Here is a 17,214-nt window from a genome sequence, read left to right on the forward strand (position 1 = left end):
GCAGCTATTGCATGCTCGCGTAGGCAGCTACCGCACGATCGGCCATTGTGTGAGCGTCTGCCGAATCGGTTCCGCAGTCTGTATGTGCCTCGGCCCACGAGTCGGCCAAGCGCCGGACGTGCACGGCGCCTCCCGGCGTCGCGAACACCTTCTCCAACTCCGTAGGATGCGCTCGGTGGTCGCCGGCCAGGTGCAGGCCCAGTGCCAGGAACGAACTGTCCCAGCCGACACCGGCCGCGCCGGGGCCATATGTGCGCCAATGCTCGTTGTCCGGGACGGTATGAGTCAGGGAAAGCGTTGCCCGCCTGTCATTGTCAGTGATGACCACGTCGACGGTGCTGACGTCACCCTCGTACTCCCACGTGATCTGCAACCGGTTCGGAGCGCTGCAATGTTCGATCGTGCCGCTTGTTCCGCTGCTACCGAGCCGGTATCGACCGCCCTCACGGAGATCGCCGTCGATCGGTTCGAACCATTGCGTCAGCCGTTCCGGATTCGTGCAGGCGTCCCACAAATCCTCGACGCTCGTGTCGTAGGTCCGCGTCAATGTCACCTGCTTGGTCTGCCCCTGGTCTGTCACACTACGTCGGACTTGTTCGCTCTCGTTGAGTATGTCGATCATCGTGTCCTCCTTCAACGGTCCCGCTCGCGCTTGCCGCGAACGATTTCGGTTTCGAGTGCATCGAGCCGGGACTGCCACATGTGACGGAACCGGTCGAGCCACATATCGGCGTCACGCATGCCGGTGCCGTCCACTGCATACAGACGCCGTGCCCCCTGCGCGCGAACCGTGGCGAATCCGTTCTCACGCAGCACTCGAAGGTGGTGCGACACCGCGGGTTGCGTGATCGGATACTCCCCGCGGATAGCGTCGCTGATGGCCCCGGCGCTCTGCTCGCCGGCAGCAAGCAGCTCCAGAATCCGTCGTCGCACCGGATCCCCCAGGACATCCAAAGCATCCACTCGGTCATTTAAGCACAGATTTAATAAAGTATCAACTGATATGATCTCATCGACGACGCCACAGCGCGGTGAACATCGCAGGGCCGAAATCGAACTCCGCAGTACAGTTCCCACTAGGGCCTCCCGATTGGAGCGCGTTCCAGCAGGTTGACCGGTTACAGATCGTGTGGTTTTCCCGGTGCCGGAACACGCACGGCCCATCGTGCCCACCGGGCGGGTGCCGAGGGAGGCGGTTGCCATGGCTCGTGGTCGGCTGTGTTCCATGCATAGGCGGGGATCGCGTGCTGTACGAGATCGTGGAGCCGGGGTAGCTCGAGTTCCCGCGCGGACCATTGGTACAGGCGCTCGAGGCGTGGCAGGATCACCCCGACGTCGAGTAGGTGGCCGAACCCGTGCTCGGCTTCGACGTACCGGTCCACGTCGTCTCCGACCGGATAGCGTTGCGGGAGCACTCTCGACAGCGAGAGAAAGATCCCGGTCATCCCCAGTCGGGGGTCCCCCAGCATCGGGCCGATCGGATGCAGCCAGTCGAGAGCCAGGCGGGGTGCGGAGACCAATGCGTGGGCGTACAGGACTCGGATCAGGACGAGATTGATGAAGAATCGCTCCACCCTGCTCTCGGCTTCGGCCAGGTGTTCGTGCTCGAGATAGGCGGACACGACGCTGACGTTGTGTGCTCGGTACCAGGATTGCGCGGAGGGCCGCCGGATGAAGTCCAGGGCGCCGAGAACACTCGGCGAGGACGGGACACCGTCGTACCCGCTGTGGAGTGCGCGTGCCTCGCAGGTATCGCGAAGGAGGCGTTCGTTGAGGGCACGCCACCACGGACTGCCCGGCGCGGCGCCAACCGCCGGGTTCAGCAAGCCGCGCCGCAACTGCCAGCCCATGAATGCCAGCGCGGCGCGACGGTAGGGCAGGTGTTTGCCGCCGACCGCCGGACTCTCGTGCAGGTGGCGCATGAGCGCCAGCCTGCCGGCGGGGTCGTCCCGAACCGCCGCCACCCTGGCCTCCGCATAGTCCGCCGCCGGGGATTGCGCCACGCCGCGATTATGACAGCGACCGTTCCCACTCGAATGGCACCGCATCGGCCGTTGCGTACCTGGCCGCGCGGTTCCCGAGTGGCTGCTTCGCGCTGTCGATCAGGGGCGAGTCGGCTCGGTATAGCGGTCGAGTGTGTAGCTGAACATGTCTTGCCGTAGCCGGGCGATGGTGTCGTTGTCCGGTTCGAGCACGGCCTGCGTCAGGGTGCCGTCGTTGATGGCCATCAGGGCGCGACCGAGAGCCTCGCGGTCGGTGATGCGACGGCCGATGCGTGTCATCTTCTGCTCGATCAAGGGCAGGATCGCCGCCCGGATCGCCTCCTCGTGGGCGGTCATTGCGCGGGTCAGGCTCTCGTTGCGCAGGGCGTGTGCCGTGAATTCCGCCGCGATCCGATGCCGCTGGGCATCGACGGGGATGAGCGCCAGCATTTCGGCGGCCGCGGTTTCCAGTGTTGCCTCCCCCGGTCCGGGCTCTGGTGGCGTGGTCGCTGCGGCCTGCCGAATACGGTCGAGCAACTGTGCGGTCTGCTGCTCCCACATCGCCAGGAACAGTTCGTCGAGTGAAGCAAAGTTGGAGTAGAAGGCGCCCCGGGTGTATCCGGCATGCTCACAGACCTGTTCGATGGTCGTTTGCCCGAAGCCTTTCGTGGCGAAGACGGTATGGGCGGCGGCGAGCAGGTCCCGACGGGTGCGGGCCCGGCGTTTGCCGGGCGCCGCCGGTGCGGACGGGGTGCTTGTCGGTCCGTCGACCATCATCGCTGGTTCATCTCCCTGGATCGTGCACCGAAGGTGGCGTCTGCCACATTTCAGGATACATGAATGTATTTTTGATACATTTTGTATTGACAGTGCATGCATGTATCGGATTGGTGTCGTCCGAGTGGCATGCGCGGTGGCCGATCGACTCCACCGCTCCCGGCGTGTCGGTGGTGAATCCGACGCGAAGGCGATATCCCTCGATTGCGAGGAGTGACCATGAGCATTCCGATGATCGCGTCGACGTTCTCGTGCGATCCGATGGAGGATGAATACCGCCCGCGGCGCGCTGATAGACCAGGACGCCCTGGCCGCCGCGCTCGAAACCAAAGCATTGGCCGGAGCGGCACTGGACGTCTTCGACCCCGAACCCCCCGCGACGCTGCACTTGTTGCAGGCACCGAATGTGCTGCTCTCCGCACACACGGCAGGCATTACCCGGGAAACGATGGTCCGCATCACCCAGGCAGTCGTCGATAACGTCACCCGCTTCGCCGCCGGGCGCCCACCGCACGACGTGGTCCCTGAGCGGCAGAGACAAGGCTTTCGCCAGGAGAGGAGCCACTGGTGTCCACGCTGTTTCCGCACTATCACGTCGGTATCGTCGTCACCGATCTCGACGCCGCCATGGCCGAATTCGCTGAACATCTCGGGCTGGAATGGCACACCCCCGTAGCCGTCGAATCCGATCTGCATTCCGGGGCCGGCACCACTGCGTTCACCTCCCGCATGGCCTATTCCAAACAGGGACCGCCATACCTGGAGCTGCTGGAACAGCGGGTGGGGACCCCGTGGTCGGAACCGGGCCTGCACCACCTCGGCCTCTGGACACCGGACGTGCCCAGCGAATCGGAACGACTGCTCGCCGCCGGCCTGCCCCGAATAGTGTCGGCATCCGACGTCTCCACCGGCGCACCGTTCGTCTATCACGAAACGTCCGACGGAATCCGGCTCGAACTCATCGACATCGGACGAACCGGTCCGGGCGTGACGTTCTATCTCAGCGGCGCCCTGGACGCTCCGTCGGCTCGACACATCGATATTCCGCGGTGACGCCCGGCGGCGTCGATCAGCGAAGTCGGTGAAGAGCCGTCAACCGAGACACACCAAGGGGATCTCAGTGTTCAGCGATCTCATCGCAATCGCATCTATCGTTCCCCGAGGCGAGAGTTCGGGCCATCGAACCGGCCACTTCACCCCTGCCCGCTGCCCGTTCCGCCACCTTTCGCTGGCTGGGCGATAGCCTTCCGGAAACTCGTCCGTGCTGACAGGAGACGACATGACGACTGAAGAGCATCCTGCCTCCGAGCTCGACTCACAGTCGAAGGGCATCCATGAGATTCCCCTCGTAGTTATCCGGGACGAGCCCGCCGCCGGATCGGCGCGTGAGAGCCTGTTGCAGGCGATCGCCCGCGAAGCGGGCGCAGTCGCAGATCTGCAACCCGGTAACGCTGCCGGCGCCCTGGCCGAGCTTGCTCGGGCCTACGCCCTTGTCACCAGTACTGAGGTCGCGGCAACAGCCACACTGACCGCGCGAGGGTCTGCCCATCCCAACCTTGCATGACGAACACACCTCGAAGTGGCTTTCGTGATCCGGTATTGCCGACGAGCGTGTGCCGGGCAGACCCACTGTTAGCTCGGCCGAGCCCGGTGGCAGGCATCAGGACGTGTGAGCGTCGTGCTTGTCGCGGTTGGCTAGGACCTGGTCCATGTGGGTCTGTGCCCAGTGCCTGAGGTCGCGTGTCGTCTGACCTATCGCGCGCAATTCGGCTACATAGGAGATTGGCTGTATCGCTCACGCGGATTCGCTGAACGGCCGCCCTACCCGCAGACGGAAATTACGGACGCGTGGCCTCGTCGACGAGGGCGTCGATGACATCGTCGACGCCCGGACCCGACTCGGTAGGGACCTGATTCAGGATGATGGTCACCGCACAGTCGCGGGTCGCGCCGCCGGCGGTGTAGAAGCCGGGGATGCTCCCGCCGTGACCCCACGTTTCGACACCGGACGCGGTGGTCCCGCCGAACAGCCCTAATCCGATCCGGTCCGACGAGTACGGGTCGGGGATGGTGCGCAGCATCTCGGCCAGTTGCGCCGCCGGCACCACTGTGCCCGACAGCAGGGCGATGAAGAAGTGGTTCAGATCGTGGCCGGTGGAAACCATGGCCCCGTCGGGCAAACCACCGTTGGGGTCGATATCGGTGATGTCGACGCGGCGGCCGTCGGCCTCGAGATAGGCACGCGGGTGGGGGCCGCGGATGACGCTGTCGATCGGATACTGCGGCCAGTAGGTGTCGCGCAGCCCCAACGGGCCGATGATCCGTTGGGCCACTTCGATATCGACCGGCACGCCGGTCACCCGTTCGATCAGTTGCCCGGCGAGCAGGTAGTTGGTGTTGGAGTACTCGAAACCGGTGCCGGGGGAGAACGGGGCGGGCTGATCCAGACCGAGTCGGATCAGGTCGCCGATCGAGTGGGATTGCGTGAGTGCTTCGACGGAGTCGAGATCCAGTCGGGACAGATAATCCGGTATTCCGCTGGTGTGCTGCAGTAGATTTCGGACGGTCACCCGTTCGCCGTCGCCGCCGGGTCCGGTGACGATGCCGGGAAGATAGCGTGCCACGGGAGCGTCGAGTTCCACGCGGTTCTCCGCGACCAGTTGCAGCACGACCGAGGCGACGAATGTCTTGGTGTTGCTCGCGATCCGCGCGCGTGCGGCGTCGGGGAAGACGGCTCCGGTGGTTGTGTCGGCCACACCGCTGGTGAGTTGGACATCATGGCCCTCACGGGTGAGCACCAATTGCGCTCCGGGAACACCAGCGTCGCGCACGAGCCGATCCAGCAGCGGCTGCAGGCGTGTGGAGGATGTCGGTATGCCGCCGTCCGCACACGCACCGACCCCGGCGGGTACGGCCAGAACAAGTACTGCTGCCGCCACAGCGAGGGGCCACTTCACTTCTCTTTACCTCCAATAGATTCCAGCGCTGTCATAGATCCGCCGAGCAGAAGCATGCAGACCCGACCAGCCGTGGCACCGATTATCACGACTCGTCCGCGGCCCGGCCCTGATCGCAAGCAGGAAGGCCCCCGTCGCCGCCACGGGCCCGACAACGTTGACGAGGTATGTCATCCCTGGTCTCCTACTGATGTCCGGAAGGTGATCGTCGGAACTCAGGACACACCATGCCGCGGCGGCACGGTCAACACCGAGTTGGCTGTGTCGGTTCGTAACTGTGCGATTGCGAATGGGACCGCGCCCGAACACCAGTGGGGATCGGTGGTGCCGTCAGTGGTGCTGTCGTCGCGGTGGATGTGGCGCCGCGCACCACCGATCGGGTAGCGCTTTTGGGTCAAGACGGAATTCGGCAGGGTAGTGCCCCGCGACGAATCTGATGAGTATCCGGGATACAGGTGCGATGTGAAGGGGGAGTTGACGGGCGACGGTGGAGCCATGGCTGTTACCTCGTTTACTCGACCCGTTCCGCGTTTCTCGTTGCCTCGCATCGTCTGTGGGGCGGTGTTGCTGCTACTCGTTGCGGCGGTGTACTGCCTCGGCGTTCGCACCTATGCCGGCCAGTTCGTCGACGACGGTTTCATGCGCATTGTGTCTGGCTGGTTCGGCATCGATGTGCCGAGCCGAGGGCTGCTCGGGGAGATTCAACTGCCCGCGTTCGGGGGCGCGCTCTCGGTACTGATCCTGACTCTGGTGGTGCGCCCGTCTGCTCGGCGCATGGTTCACGCGGGTGTGGTCGTACTCGGGACCGCGGTAGCGGCCGCCCTACTGAAGGATTCGCTCGAGCGGCCGTCGCTGGGAATCGGCGCGGGCATCAACTCGTTTCCGTCCAACACGATTGCGGTGTTCGTTGCGGTAGAGTGTGCGATCGTTGCAGCGGCTCCGATTGCGGTGCGCTGGTGGCTTCGCGTCGTGGCGGCGATCGTTGCCGGTGGTTTCGGCGTCGCGGTGATCGCACTCCAGTGGCATCGGCCGACGGATGTCGTTGCCGCACTGCTGCTTGCGAGCGCTATATCGATGATCAGTTCGGCTCTCCTGCTCGGCGACGGGGGAGTGCGTGGGAGATGACGCTGTCGTGAATCTGCTGCTGGTGGAGGATGATCCGAAGATCGTCGAGGCGCTCGGTATGTCGCTCGTGCGTCTGGGATACGACGTGGACCATCTTGCCGGGGCATCGGCGGATTTGCGTCAGCGGGTGGCGAAGGCCGATGCGGTTGTCCTCGATATCGGTCTTCCGGGGGAAGACGGGTTCGCCGTGTGCCGGGCGATACGCCGATGGAGCTCGGTTCCGATTCTCATGCTCACCGCCCGTTCCGATGATATTGATATGGTGGCCGGACTCGAGGTCGGTGCGGACGATTATGTGGTCAAACCGGTGAGTCCGCGGGTGCTCGATGCCCGGATCAAGGCCGTCCTGCGCAGAAATATGCCCGTTGCCGCACCGGCATCCGAGCATTCAGAAGCCGCCGTCGCAGCCACCGAACCGGGTCTTCGCATCGATCGCCTGGCCGCAGAAGTGACCCGCGACGGCATTCCGCTGAATCTCAGCCCGACGGAGAAGCGGCTGCTGTTCGCGCTCGCCGATCACCCCGGACAGGTACTGAGCCGCGAGCAGCTGCTGGAATTGGCCTGGAATCAGGGCTTTCTCGGAGATTCCAGCCTCGTCGACAACGCCATCTACAGGCTGCGCGCGAAAATCGACGGAGGACACGAGGAAAACCACATCGAGACGGTACGCGGATTCGGATATCGTTTTCGGGCCGTGCCGTGACCCGGTGGTCGCCCGGAGCCGTGGTGTCCAGCCTGCGCGGGCGAATCCTGGTCGCAATGATCTCCGTCGCATGCGTCACGGCTGTCCTGACGGGCGGCGCGCTCGCGGTGAAGACGCGGACCTGGGTGTACGAGGGCGCGCAGGAAGCGGCGTTTTCGGAATTCAGGCACGATATGGAGAACTATTTCGGCAGAGGACAATTCGTCACTGTCGACGAGTTGTCGTCGGAATACACCGTGACAATGGACGGCGTCATGGTGCGGCAGGGCGACACCAGAATCGGGGAATTCTCCTCGGGCCTTCGGGAAGGGCTCGATCGGTCGAGTGATATCTACCTCTTCGAGCGGCTGCCAGGGCGGCGAGTGGGCGTGGGTTACGCTGTGGCCGAACGAGATCGCCCGGGAACAGGCCATCTTTCGGTGTACACCATCCGGAAGCTGAGCGGCGTGCCGGAGAAGCTGAATCAACTGGCTTGGATCATCTCACTGTCGGTGCTCGGGTGTGCCGTGCTCGGCGCTCTGCTCGGATTCGTGCTCACGACGTCGATTGTTCGGCCGTTGCGCCGCATCGAGAACGCCGCTCGCCGAGTGGCGGACGGCGAGGCGATCAGTGCACTGCCGGACACGGCCATCACCGAATTGCGCGACGTGACCACGACATTCAACGACATGGTCGATCGCCAGCGGGAGATCGTCAGGGGCTTGGTCGAACAGGACGAGCGCGCGCAGCGCTTCGTCAGCGACGTGGCACACGAACTGCGCAGTCCCCTGGCGGCCCTCGTGCCGGCCGCCGAGGTACTCGATGAAGAGCTCACCGACCGCGACGGTGATGCAGGGACTGCGGCGCGGCTGATCGGTTCCGAGATCAATGGCCTGGCGCGGCTGGTGGAGGACCTGCTCGAGATGTCCCAGCGCGACAAAGGCCATGCGGTGGTCCTGTCCGAGACCGTCGATCTGGTCGAACTGATCGCGCGAACGCTCAGATTGCGCGGCTGGACCGATACCGTGGTGGTCACACACGAACTCGGCGACGAACGAACCATCCGCAGCGACCCGCGCCGCATCGAGGCCATTATCGCGAACCTCGTCGGTAATTCGTTCCGTCACGGTCGGCCTCCGATTGCCGTCGCGACAAGGCGGGGGACCGATCGAGTATTGCTCGAAGTCCGTGATTGCGGACCGGGAATCCCGGCCGGGCACGTGGACCGGGTATTCGAGCGACTGTACAAAGTGTCCGAATCCCGCACGCGCACAGGGGGAGCGGGTCTCGGACTCGCCATCGCCCGGGAGAACGCCCGACTGTTGGGCGGTGACCTGACCTACCGCCGAACCGGTGACACCACCGTGTTCGGCGCGGAACTGCCCACGGGAGATCTGTGATGTTCTTGCGATGTAGGTGATGTCCCGCGGCGAAGATTCGGCGACGTCGGTGAAGAGAATCGATGTCATGACTCTTCGCAGACTTATATTCGGGCGCGCGTCCCTGATCGCGACCGCCGGGTTTTTGGTCGTATGCGGTGGATTCACGGCCGTTTCACCGGCACGTGCGATCAAGGGTGGAAGTGAAGCCGGTGAGCCGTACGGATTCCTGGGCTCGCTGCAGCGGTTGGACTCTCCACGCGACGACCTCCACGTCTGCGGCGTCGCGTTGGTGGCCCCGCAATGGGGCGTCACGGCGGGGCACTGCGCTCGCAGTGCCGCAGACTCACCCGGTGCGCGTCCTCCCAGCGGCCACCCCGTCGGCTGGCAAGTGCGGTTCGGTTCGACAACAGTCGACACGGGCGGTGACCTGGTCCAGGTAGAGCAGTTCATCAAGAAATCGACCGGCATCGGGCGCGCCGCCGACGATATCGCCCTGTTGCGTTTCAATCGGTCGGTGCGGCAGGCTCCCATCGCTGTGGCCGCCGAAAGACCCGCAACGGATACCGATGTGCGGATCATGGGGTGGGGAGCGCTGAACGTCGAGTGCGGCAAGAACTATGACGATCCCTCGTGCTACGCGAAAACCCTCCGGCAGGCCGACACGAAAGTCCAACCCCAGGAAACCTGCTCCCTCGAGCGCGATCCGAACATCTTGTGTATCGGGTCTCTGGACGGCACTGTCGGCCCGGAGGACATGGATTCCGGTGGCCCCGCCGTCGTCCGCGACGGACACCAGTGGAAGTTGGCGGGCTTGACGGAGGGGGGCGCAGATACCGGCACCCTGCAGGCGCCTTCGACATATGTCAGCGTTGCGCGCCACACCGATTGGATCAAAAGATACACCGAAGGCCGTACCCCGTCGCCGCCGGACTCACCGCCGCCGACACCGCCGATCAACGGGACGGTCACTCTCGCAGGATGCTCCGGTTCGGTGATCCGCGGTTCGCAGGCCCACCCGAACGACCACCTGCTGATCCTCACCAACGGACACTGCGTCGATCCCCGTCCGCGCCCCGGCGAAGCCTTCGGGCAGCGACCGGTCACACTGACGGTCCAGGTCATCGGGAAGGACGGGAACTCGGTCCTGCGCACAAAGACGACCGACCTGCTCTACGCCACCATGACCGACACCGATCTCGCCGTTTACCGACTCGATGCCACCTACGCCGACCTCGATCGCCGCGGGGTCGAGATCTTCACCCTCTCCGACCGAAATCCAGCGCCCGGGCAACAGGTGCAGGTGCTGTCCGGCGCATGGCAGAAGGGTTTCGATTGCGCGGTGGACTCGATTGTCGAGACGCTTCGAGAAGGCGGATACACGCAGCGTGACGCCATCCGTTATGTGAAGAGCGGCACCTGCGGACCCGGCCCGGGCACCTCGGGTTCGCCGATCGTCGACTCCGAGGGAAAGATCATCGGGATCCACAACACCAGCGCCTACCCGAAGAATCCCGCCGAGGATGAGCTGCCGCCGGAAGACAGAACCACCCCACCCGCGGCATGCGCGGAGAACAATCCCTGTGAGGTCGGTCCCGACGGGAAGGTCGCCTCCCACGAAGGCGCACACTACGGCCAACGGCTGATGGGCCTCAACGCCTGTATCAGCCAGGGATCCGAGCTTCGATTGGAAAGCGTCGGCTGCAACCTGGCGAAACCCAGTGCCGCTGCAGATATTTCGTCCAACGTCTCGGATCGCAAACCCTGGCGTATGACGACAATGGTTGTGGCCATTCTCGGGGGTATCGCACTCATCGGTTTGGGTGGCATAGTGATGATTCGTCGATCCCGTTGAACCGAAAAGTGATTCACCCGCGCGACTCGTTCTCTGTGTGTGGACGATCGCGGAGCGTTTCGGGATTCTTCGCTTCGGCGGTCCAGCCGTGTTCGAGCAGGCCGAAGATTGCTTCGAGAGCCGTTTGTGGGTTTGGGTGCTGCAGGACCAGATCGACGGCCTCGAGGGCGAAACGCGCTAGCGCGGCGCAGGCGGGATCGTCGTCCGGCGCGTCGACCTCGCTCGCGATCGTCTTGGCCAGGGTGGCTTCGTGGCGCAGCCACATGCGGCGGGCGTAGTCCTGCAGCACCGGCGTCGTCGTGACAATCTCCCGCCACGGCCCAGCGCGCGGGTCGTCGAGCAACACGTCGACACGGTGGCGGAGGTGCTCGCGCAGCGCCTCGGGGATCGACCGGCCGGGCGGGCGATCGCGGACCACAGCCACGAGCGCGACCTCGGTCTCCTCCTCGAGGTCGAAGAACAACGCTTCCTTGCTGGGGAAATACTTGAACAGCGTGGTCGTCGACACGTCGGCGGCGTCGGCGATCTCGCGAACCCCGACCTGGTCGTAACCGCGCTCGAGGAACAGCCGCAGAGCCGCCTCGGCCAGGGCCTGACGGGTCTGGGCCTTTTTGCGCTCGCGACGACCGACCGGCTGGCTCACAGGCAGTCACTTTACCCTATAAGTGCAACAAGCCCAAAGATTGACTTGTTGCACTTTTTCGGTTGATGTGGTTTCGTGGCTCCTGGCGGCTCGTCGAGCCCCCCGGCCGTGAGCAGCGGAAACCCTTTCGTCCGCGGCTACCTCGCACCTGGTGACACGCCCCTCACCGACATCCTCGATCCCGAAAGAGCCCCACCATGCAAACCCCTGTCACGATCATCGGCGCCGGTCTCGCCGGGCTCACCCTGGCCCGAGTCCTGCACGTCCACGGCATCCCGGCCACCGTCTACGAGGCCGAGCCCTCCCCGACGGCACGTGCTCAGGGCGGCATGCTCGACATCCACGATTACAACGGGCAGCTCGCCGTCGAGGCGACCTGCCTGATGGACGAGTTCCGCAGCCTGACCCTGGAGGGCCGCCAGGCGACGCGGATCCTCGCCCCGGACGGGACGGTCCTGTTCGACAAGGCCGACGACGGCGCCGGTGGACGCCCCGAAGTACAACGCGGCGAGCTGCGCCGGATGCTGCTCGACTCGCTCCCGCCCGGCACAGTCCAGTGGGGTCGCAAGGTCAGCAGCGTCCGTGCCCTCGGCGGAGGCCGCCACGAGGTGAGCTTCACCGACGGCACCACCACCCTCACGAGCGTGCTGGTCGGCGCCGACGGCGCCTGGTCCCGAGTCCGGCCGCTGCTGTCGGACGCCGTTCCCGAATACACCGGCGAGTCGTTCGTCGAGACCTACCTGTACGACGCCGACGAGCGCCACCCCGCCGCCGCGAAAGCGGTCGGCGGCGGCTCGCTGATCGCGTCAGCTCAGGACAGGTCGATCAACGCCCAGCGGGAGCGCGGTGCGACCTTGCATACCTACGTGGTACTCACCAAAGGGCTGGACTGGTTTGCCGCCATCGACTTCACCGATCCCGACGCGGCCGCCGCCCGGATCGCGCGGGAGTTCGATGGCTGGGCACCAGAACTCACCGCACTGATCACCGACAGTGACACCCCGCCGGTCCTGCGCCCGATCTTCACCCTGCCGATCGGACACCGGTGGGACCGGGTAGCCGGGGTGACCCTCGTCGGTGACGCCGCCCACCTCTCCACCCCGGACGGCGAAGGCGCCAACAACGCCATGCTCGACGGCGCCGAACTCGGCAAAGCCCTCGCCGCCCACCCCGGCAACATCGAAGCCGCACTCACCGAGTTCGAGCAGGCAATGTTCACTCGCACCGCCGAACCCACCTCCGGCACAGAATTCCTCGAGCACCTCTTCGGAGACAACCCGCCCCAACACCTGATCGACCTGTTCATCGGAGCCGAGCAGCAGAAACCTCAACTCGGTTCATGATCGGCCCACGGAATGTTCAAAGCGCGCTTCGCCGCAGCTGCGGTGCTCACAAGACGTAAGGGTGATCGATTTGATAAAAACGGCTACCGTGCTGGCGCATCACACGGCTCCCACCACGGCCGAGCGAATCAGCGTCAGTGATGTCCTCGCGATCAAATTCCTAGAGCATGCACCCATACAGCTGTTATGGCGGGTGGATCATCCGGTCGATGCCTCGCGGCTGAACCACTTGCGGAACAACCTGATCGACGGTCCCCTCTCTCGCAAGCTCATACCGGCGCGGATACCGCCGGCGCGCCCGTATTGGACACGTAGCACGCACCGCTACCCGCTCATCCTCGACCCGAACCCGGTGCCCGCCACCACAGTGATGGGGTGGGCCGACCGCCAAGTCGCCGCGGCATCCTTCGACGTGGCCGCTGGGCGTGGCTGGGTGCTGTCCGCGGCTGATTTCGACGACGGTGGCTCCGTGGTCTCGATCGTGGCCTCGCACGCCATCACCGATGGCCAGGGCATGCTCGGCGCCGTCGATTTCGCCGCCCGCGCCGACCTGTCTCATGCGGTGCCCGATCACCAACGACCCACGCTGGGCGGCGACCTGATCGATGCGACCACCGCGGGTGCGCGCGAGTGCTGGCGGACCATCGTTCCTCTCGCGTTGCCCCGCGCGCAGGCGATCAGAGACCTGTTCAACCGAAGCAACTGGTATTGAGGACCGATCCGCGTGCCGAGGCTGCGGGTCTGCCACCAGCCGTGGTCGTCGGGCTCGGCACCGATCAGCTCCGTGACGTCGCAGCCGCGCGTGGTGGCACCACGAACGGGCTGATCACCGCAATCGCGGCCGACGTTGCCCACTCCGTCGACGACTATCGCGCCAGGACGCTGCGGCTCACGCTGCCGGTCAGCCTTCGCGAATCCGACGACCCTTCCGCCGGCAACAAAATCGCGAGGGCCGACTACGAGCTCGACCTGCCCGAGGGCACGCGCTACACCGACCTCGCAGAGATCCGCCAAGACACCACCTACCTCACTTTCCAGCCCGCACCACCCTGGAACGCCCCCCTCGCCTCCCACCTCGACCGCGAACTCCAGCACTGGGCACTGACACCCCGACCCACCACCTGGTAAGAGCTATCGGTCGCCGAAACCAGAAGGGGCGGACTGAAATCACGGTCATACGTGCGCCAGTTTCGGAATCAGGGCGGCGACCCGCTCGACATATTCGATGGGGTGTCGGTCGGGCATCATGTTGAACTGCGAAATTCCCATGGCCGCGTAGCGTTGCGCATCGGCCAGAACTGTGTCTGGATCATCGAGGGGTGCGGTGTAGAACATGGTCTTGCGGATCGCGTCGTAATCGCGGCCCTCGGTCTCGCAGTGGCCGCGTAGCACGTCGAGCTTGTGGGCGACGTCCTCGGGGTTGGATTCGACCAGGTTGCAGGCATCGGCGTAGCGGGCTACCAGTCGTAGCGTCTTGCGCTCGCCGCTGCCTCCCACGAGGATCGGCGGCCGCGGTCGGCTCAAAGGCGCCGGAACGCACAGGGTTTCGGCCAGCTGGTAGTGGGCGCCCTGGTAGGGGCCGTTGTTGTCGCTCCACATCTGCAGGCAGATCTGCAGCGTCTCCTCCAGCCGTTCGAACCGCTCTTTCACCGGCACCACCGGCACGCCGAGCCCGAGCTGCTCGCGCTCGTACCAGGAGGCGCCGATGCCCAGCTGGGCGCGACCACCGGACAGCACGTCCAACGTGGTGACGATCTTGGCGAGCAGACCCGGATACCGATACATCACGCCGGTCACCAACACCGCCAGCCGCATGCGCTCGGTCAACGCCGCCACATACCCCAGGGTGGTGTACGCCTCCAGCATCGGCTCGTCGGCAGGGGCTTCGTTCTCCAGCTGGAAATAGTGGTCCATCACGGTGAACTCGGCAAACCCGGCTTGCTCGGCGAGGCGCGCACTGTCCCCGAGCGTGCTCGCCATCCGCGCCGGATCCGCCGGGGTCGAGAAGTTCCAGTAGTGCAGACTCAGATCCATAGCTACCCACTCCTCTCGCAAGGTGGAACGGCCGGCTTGCGAACCGTCACCGATCCACCTGTCGTACTCCTCCTGATCCGTACTCCGTCTGCGCAACCAGCTTGCTGCGGCGCCGAGCCGGAGGAAAGGGACAGTTCTTCCTGGGAACGCCAGTACTACCTCCGCCGGAGGATCAAAATCGCGAGCGACACGCGCATCCGTGCTGGTCACCGCTTGGATCAGAAAAAGAAGCGTTCAGCATTTCGACGTCTGAAATGAACGACTCGATCTTGGCAACCTTACCGTCCCGCCAGTAGAAAACTATAGTCAGGTGCTTGCTCGCCGACGGGATCACTCGCCGCACCGGTGCCACCCGGCTCATGGAGATCGGAGCGTAAACCGAGCAATTCCGCGCGGAGTGTGCGCACCGCCTGCGCACGCTCCGAATGCAACTCCCCAGTGGCGGAACTTGATTCAGTGGCTGGGCATGGTCGGCGGACGTATCGTCAAGGGATGTCGTGGTTGTACACGCTGTGGGGGTTCCTGGGTGCTTGCGCCAACTGTGGCGTTGTGTATCTGGAGGCCAGCAGGCGTGTGAAGGGATGGCCATGGCAGGAGCCGAACGGGCCGGGCGGAGATGTGTATGCGGTGTCGATACTCGTTCATCTGGGCATCGCAACGGCGACAACCGCGGCCCTGACCACCACGCCGATAATTTCGAGCGGCCTGATCGCCTTCGGTGTGGGCGCGGCCGCACCGATAATCGTGAAGAAGGTATCCGCTTATGTTCAGACGCTCCTGCCGGGTGAGGATGATCCGAAGCTGGGGGAGAAGTGATGCGGCACAAAGCTTTCGGGCGGCGCCTATTGGCTGCCTTGGCTGGTTCGACGCCGGCGTTCACCGAACCTGCCCGGCACCCACGGACCGGTCGCCGTCGTCTGCTGTCGGCCCTTGCCGGGACATCACCTGCCTTCGTCCATGAGGCAAACGACGAATATCGAACCAGGGCAAGTGAATCCACCGGTGCGACTGGCCCTCTCACCGTTACCGAGACGTCGGACAGGAACTACGCGGTTGCCGGTGAGCAGGATTTGCACGACAGCCCAGCCAAACGGGTGGTCGAACCGGGCTACCTCGGGGAAGGTCGTTTCGCAAGACGGCTGAACGAATTGATCGGCGCCACTTTCTCGACCCGCCCGACGATGCCACAGGACCCGGAGTGGGCCGCCGTCAACGGTCGAGTCGCCGCTGCCCTGACGGCCCGTGGCCATCCCACAACGAGGGGCGGTGTCGACCGTCTGCGGAGAGGGTGGGGCAGTGCACCTTCCGAAGAGACGGTCAGGGCGTTCGCGGAGTACTTCGGGGTCGACCCGGAATACTTTGCCGATGATGCATACGCCGATCGGGTTCTTCGCGAGCGCGGCTATCCGATCCCATCGGATGACACCGCCTTGTCACACCGCCGCCCGGCTTCCGCCCGGGATCTCAGCGAAGAGTCACGGATTCTCCTTCGAGAAATGGCTGAGAAGCTGCGAGACCTCGACGCTCGTCAGGGAAGAATTCCTCCGAACGAGACTGCGGCGGATCCGGCCATGCCAGAGACAGAAGGCCGTAACGACGACAACGGAAGCGCCACTCGCTGAGGTACGAATCGTCAGCGGATCGGTCTGAAGCGCGTGTGCGAACCGTCTGTGAGTTCGTCGGGCGCGGGTAGGTTCAGCTCGATGTCTAAAACTGGCCGTGTCGGGGTGTTGGTGTTATCGGCGGCGATTGTGTTCTGGGTTCGGGGTCTTTCGGTGGGTGGGCCGGCGGGGCCGGGGTGGTAGCGGTGTCGGCAGGTGGGTGGGGTGCCGGGCGGCGGCTGATCGATACCGTCGAGCAGGCAGCGGCTGCAGACGTCTTGCGGTGGCAGATCGGCTTCGTCGAATTGATCGGTGTCGTGCGCAAGCCACCAGCATGCCGCGACCACGGCTGCGATGAGCAGCACCGAGACTACGTTGGACAGCACCACCATTGGCCCTCCCGTCGCCGTTCGCGCACCCGGATGCAGGTAACGCGCGTTCTGAAAGATGGTGTCAATCCGTGTGGTGTCGCCTCCCCGCGGCGCCACACATCCATCTGCCTGCATCTTCTCGTCGGAACGCGGGCCGAACAAGCGTCGAACTGGCACTCGGCCGTGCCGGCGCCATGCGACGGGTCGGACTACCGAGCGATTCTCGAACGGCTCGAGGCCCTGGCCTGCTGAAACTTTATGGCGGGTAATCCGAATTTCTAGAACCTGTTACATCGATGCTCGCGGACCCGGTGCGGTTCCGGATTCCGGTCCGGAATCCGGTCCGGTGACCGGAGTCGCGCCGACATCGGACTGTGTCGGGGGCTACCATTGTCATCGAGTTCATCGATCACCGGGGTATCAGCGCCGTGGTGACCGTCGTCGATCCGGTGGCTCTGATCCAGC

At 64.7% G+C, this 17,214-nt stretch carries 20 protein-coding genes; 12 read left to right on the forward strand and 8 right to left on the reverse strand.

The features are described 5' to 3' along the window. Positions 1-4 precede the first annotated feature (4 nt). From IU452_RS25790 to IU452_RS25805, 4 genes are all read right to left on the reverse strand, one after another. Positions 5-622: an SRPBCC family protein gene (locus IU452_RS25790; RefSeq protein ID WP_195111764.1), complete on the reverse strand. Its 618-nt coding sequence runs from the start codon at positions 620-622 to the stop codon at positions 5-7. 11 nt (positions 623-633) lie between these two features. Beyond that, positions 634-963, reverse strand: coding sequence for an ArsR/SmtB family transcription factor (locus tag IU452_RS25795; RefSeq protein ID WP_195112023.1), 330 nt, complete (start codon positions 961-963; stop codon positions 634-636). Positions 964-1,118: 155 nt separating this feature from the next. Continuing rightward, entirely contained in the window at positions 1,119-2,003 is an 885-nt protein-coding gene (locus IU452_RS25800; RefSeq protein ID WP_324192821.1) for a hypothetical protein, read from the reverse strand. Positions 2,004-2,102: 99 nt separating this feature from the next. Next, a complete protein-coding gene (locus IU452_RS25805; protein WP_195111766.1) occupies positions 2,103-2,759 on the reverse strand; it encodes a TetR/AcrR family transcriptional regulator in 657 nt (218 codons plus the stop codon). 268 nt (positions 2,760-3,027) lie between these two features. Here IU452_RS25805 and IU452_RS25810 point away from each other — a divergent pair, with 268 nt between their 5' ends. The 3 genes from IU452_RS25810 to IU452_RS25820 all read left to right on the forward strand — a co-directional run bounded on the left by IU452_RS25810 (position 3,028) and on the right by IU452_RS25820 (position 4,323). Further along, positions 3,028-3,435 (forward strand): NAD(P)-dependent oxidoreductase, encoded by a 408-nt coding sequence (locus tag IU452_RS25810; protein ID WP_195111767.1) that lies wholly within the window; start codon positions 3,028-3,030, stop codon positions 3,433-3,435. After that, positions 3,327-3,812: a VOC family protein gene (locus tag IU452_RS25815; protein ID WP_195111768.1), complete on the forward strand. Its 486-nt coding sequence runs from the start codon at positions 3,327-3,329 to the stop codon at positions 3,810-3,812. The genes IU452_RS25810 and IU452_RS25815 overlap by 109 nt, the downstream gene beginning before the upstream one ends. A 226-nt stretch (positions 3,813-4,038) precedes the next feature. Beyond that, entirely contained in the window at positions 4,039-4,323 is a 285-nt protein-coding gene (locus tag IU452_RS25820; RefSeq protein ID WP_195111769.1) for a hypothetical protein, read from the forward strand. Between the two features lie 274 nt (positions 4,324-4,597). Here the strand turns inward: IU452_RS25820 and IU452_RS25825 are convergent, their stop codons facing one another. Further along, entirely contained in the window at positions 4,598-5,716 is a 1,119-nt protein-coding gene (locus tag IU452_RS25825) for a serine hydrolase domain-containing protein (protein WP_195111770.1), read from the reverse strand. A gap of 462 nt (positions 5,717-6,178) precedes the next feature. On the opposite strand from IU452_RS25825, the gene IU452_RS25830 reads away from it, so the two are divergent. The 4 genes from IU452_RS25830 (at position 6,179) to IU452_RS25845 (ending at position 10,757) form a co-directional block, all read left to right on the forward strand. After that, positions 6,179-6,841 (forward strand): hypothetical protein, encoded by a 663-nt coding sequence (locus IU452_RS25830; RefSeq protein WP_195111771.1) that lies wholly within the window; start codon positions 6,179-6,181, stop codon positions 6,839-6,841. Further along, positions 6,831-7,544: a response regulator transcription factor gene (locus IU452_RS25835; RefSeq protein WP_324192822.1), complete on the forward strand. Its 714-nt coding sequence runs from the start codon at positions 6,831-6,833 to the stop codon at positions 7,542-7,544. The genes IU452_RS25830 and IU452_RS25835 overlap by 11 nt, the downstream gene beginning before the upstream one ends. Then, the gene (locus tag IU452_RS25840) at positions 7,541-8,923 is read left to right on the forward strand and encodes a HAMP domain-containing sensor histidine kinase (RefSeq protein ID WP_324192823.1); all 1,383 of its coding nucleotides are present in this window, start codon (positions 7,541-7,543) and stop codon (positions 8,921-8,923) included. The genes IU452_RS25835 and IU452_RS25840 overlap by 4 nt, the downstream gene beginning before the upstream one ends. A gap of 67 nt (positions 8,924-8,990) precedes the next feature. Continuing rightward, a complete protein-coding gene (locus IU452_RS25845) occupies positions 8,991-10,757 on the forward strand; it encodes a trypsin-like serine protease (protein ID WP_195111773.1) in 1,767 nt (588 codons plus the stop codon). A 13-nt stretch (positions 10,758-10,770) separates the two neighbouring features. Here the strand turns inward: IU452_RS25845 and IU452_RS25850 are convergent, their stop codons facing one another. Continuing rightward, positions 10,771-11,400 carry a TetR/AcrR family transcriptional regulator gene (locus IU452_RS25850; RefSeq protein ID WP_195111774.1) on the reverse strand — a complete coding sequence of 210 codons (630 nt, stop codon included), beginning with the start codon at positions 11,398-11,400 and terminating at the stop codon, positions 10,771-10,773. A 197-nt stretch (positions 11,401-11,597) separates the two neighbouring features. On the opposite strand from IU452_RS25850, the gene IU452_RS25855 reads away from it, so the two are divergent. From IU452_RS25855 to IU452_RS25865, 3 genes are all read left to right on the forward strand, one after another. Then, a complete protein-coding gene (locus IU452_RS25855; RefSeq protein WP_195111775.1) occupies positions 11,598-12,743 on the forward strand; it encodes an FAD-dependent oxidoreductase in 1,146 nt (381 codons plus the stop codon). Between the two features lie 70 nt (positions 12,744-12,813). Continuing rightward, entirely contained in the window at positions 12,814-13,455 is a 642-nt protein-coding gene (locus tag IU452_RS25860; protein ID WP_195111776.1) for a hypothetical protein, read from the forward strand. After that, positions 13,452-13,871 (forward strand): hypothetical protein, encoded by a 420-nt coding sequence (locus tag IU452_RS25865; RefSeq protein WP_195111777.1) that lies wholly within the window; start codon positions 13,452-13,454, stop codon positions 13,869-13,871. Before IU452_RS25860 ends, IU452_RS25865 begins: the two co-directional genes overlap by 4 nt. A 45-nt stretch (positions 13,872-13,916) precedes the next feature. Here IU452_RS25865 and IU452_RS25870 read toward each other — a convergent pair whose 3' ends face one another. After that, positions 13,917-14,777, reverse strand: a complete 861-nt coding sequence (locus IU452_RS25870) for an LLM class F420-dependent oxidoreductase (RefSeq protein ID WP_195111778.1) — start codon at positions 14,775-14,777, stop codon at positions 13,917-13,919. Positions 14,778-15,269: 492 nt separating this feature from the next. On the opposite strand from IU452_RS25870, the gene IU452_RS25875 reads away from it, so the two are divergent. Together IU452_RS25875 and IU452_RS25880 are read left to right on the forward strand one after the other, a co-directional pair. Further along, positions 15,270-15,593 carry a hypothetical protein gene (locus tag IU452_RS25875; protein ID WP_195111779.1) on the forward strand — a complete coding sequence of 108 codons (324 nt, stop codon included), beginning with the start codon at positions 15,270-15,272 and terminating at the stop codon, positions 15,591-15,593. Beyond that, complete coding sequence (locus IU452_RS25880) at positions 15,593-16,399, forward strand: hypothetical protein (RefSeq protein ID WP_195111780.1); 807 nt, start codon at positions 15,593-15,595, stop codon at positions 16,397-16,399. The genes IU452_RS25875 and IU452_RS25880 overlap by 1 nt, the downstream gene beginning before the upstream one ends. 11 nt (positions 16,400-16,410) lie before the next feature. Here the strand turns inward: IU452_RS25880 and IU452_RS25885 are convergent, their stop codons facing one another. Next, positions 16,411-16,770, reverse strand: coding sequence for a hypothetical protein (locus IU452_RS25885; RefSeq protein WP_195111781.1), 360 nt, complete (start codon positions 16,768-16,770; stop codon positions 16,411-16,413). Between the last annotated feature and the right edge of the window lie 444 nt (positions 16,771-17,214).

This window comes from Nocardia transvalensis (genome assembly GCF_015477765.1).
Classification (GTDB): domain Bacteria; phylum Actinomycetota; class Actinomycetes; order Mycobacteriales; family Mycobacteriaceae; genus Nocardia; species Nocardia transvalensis_A.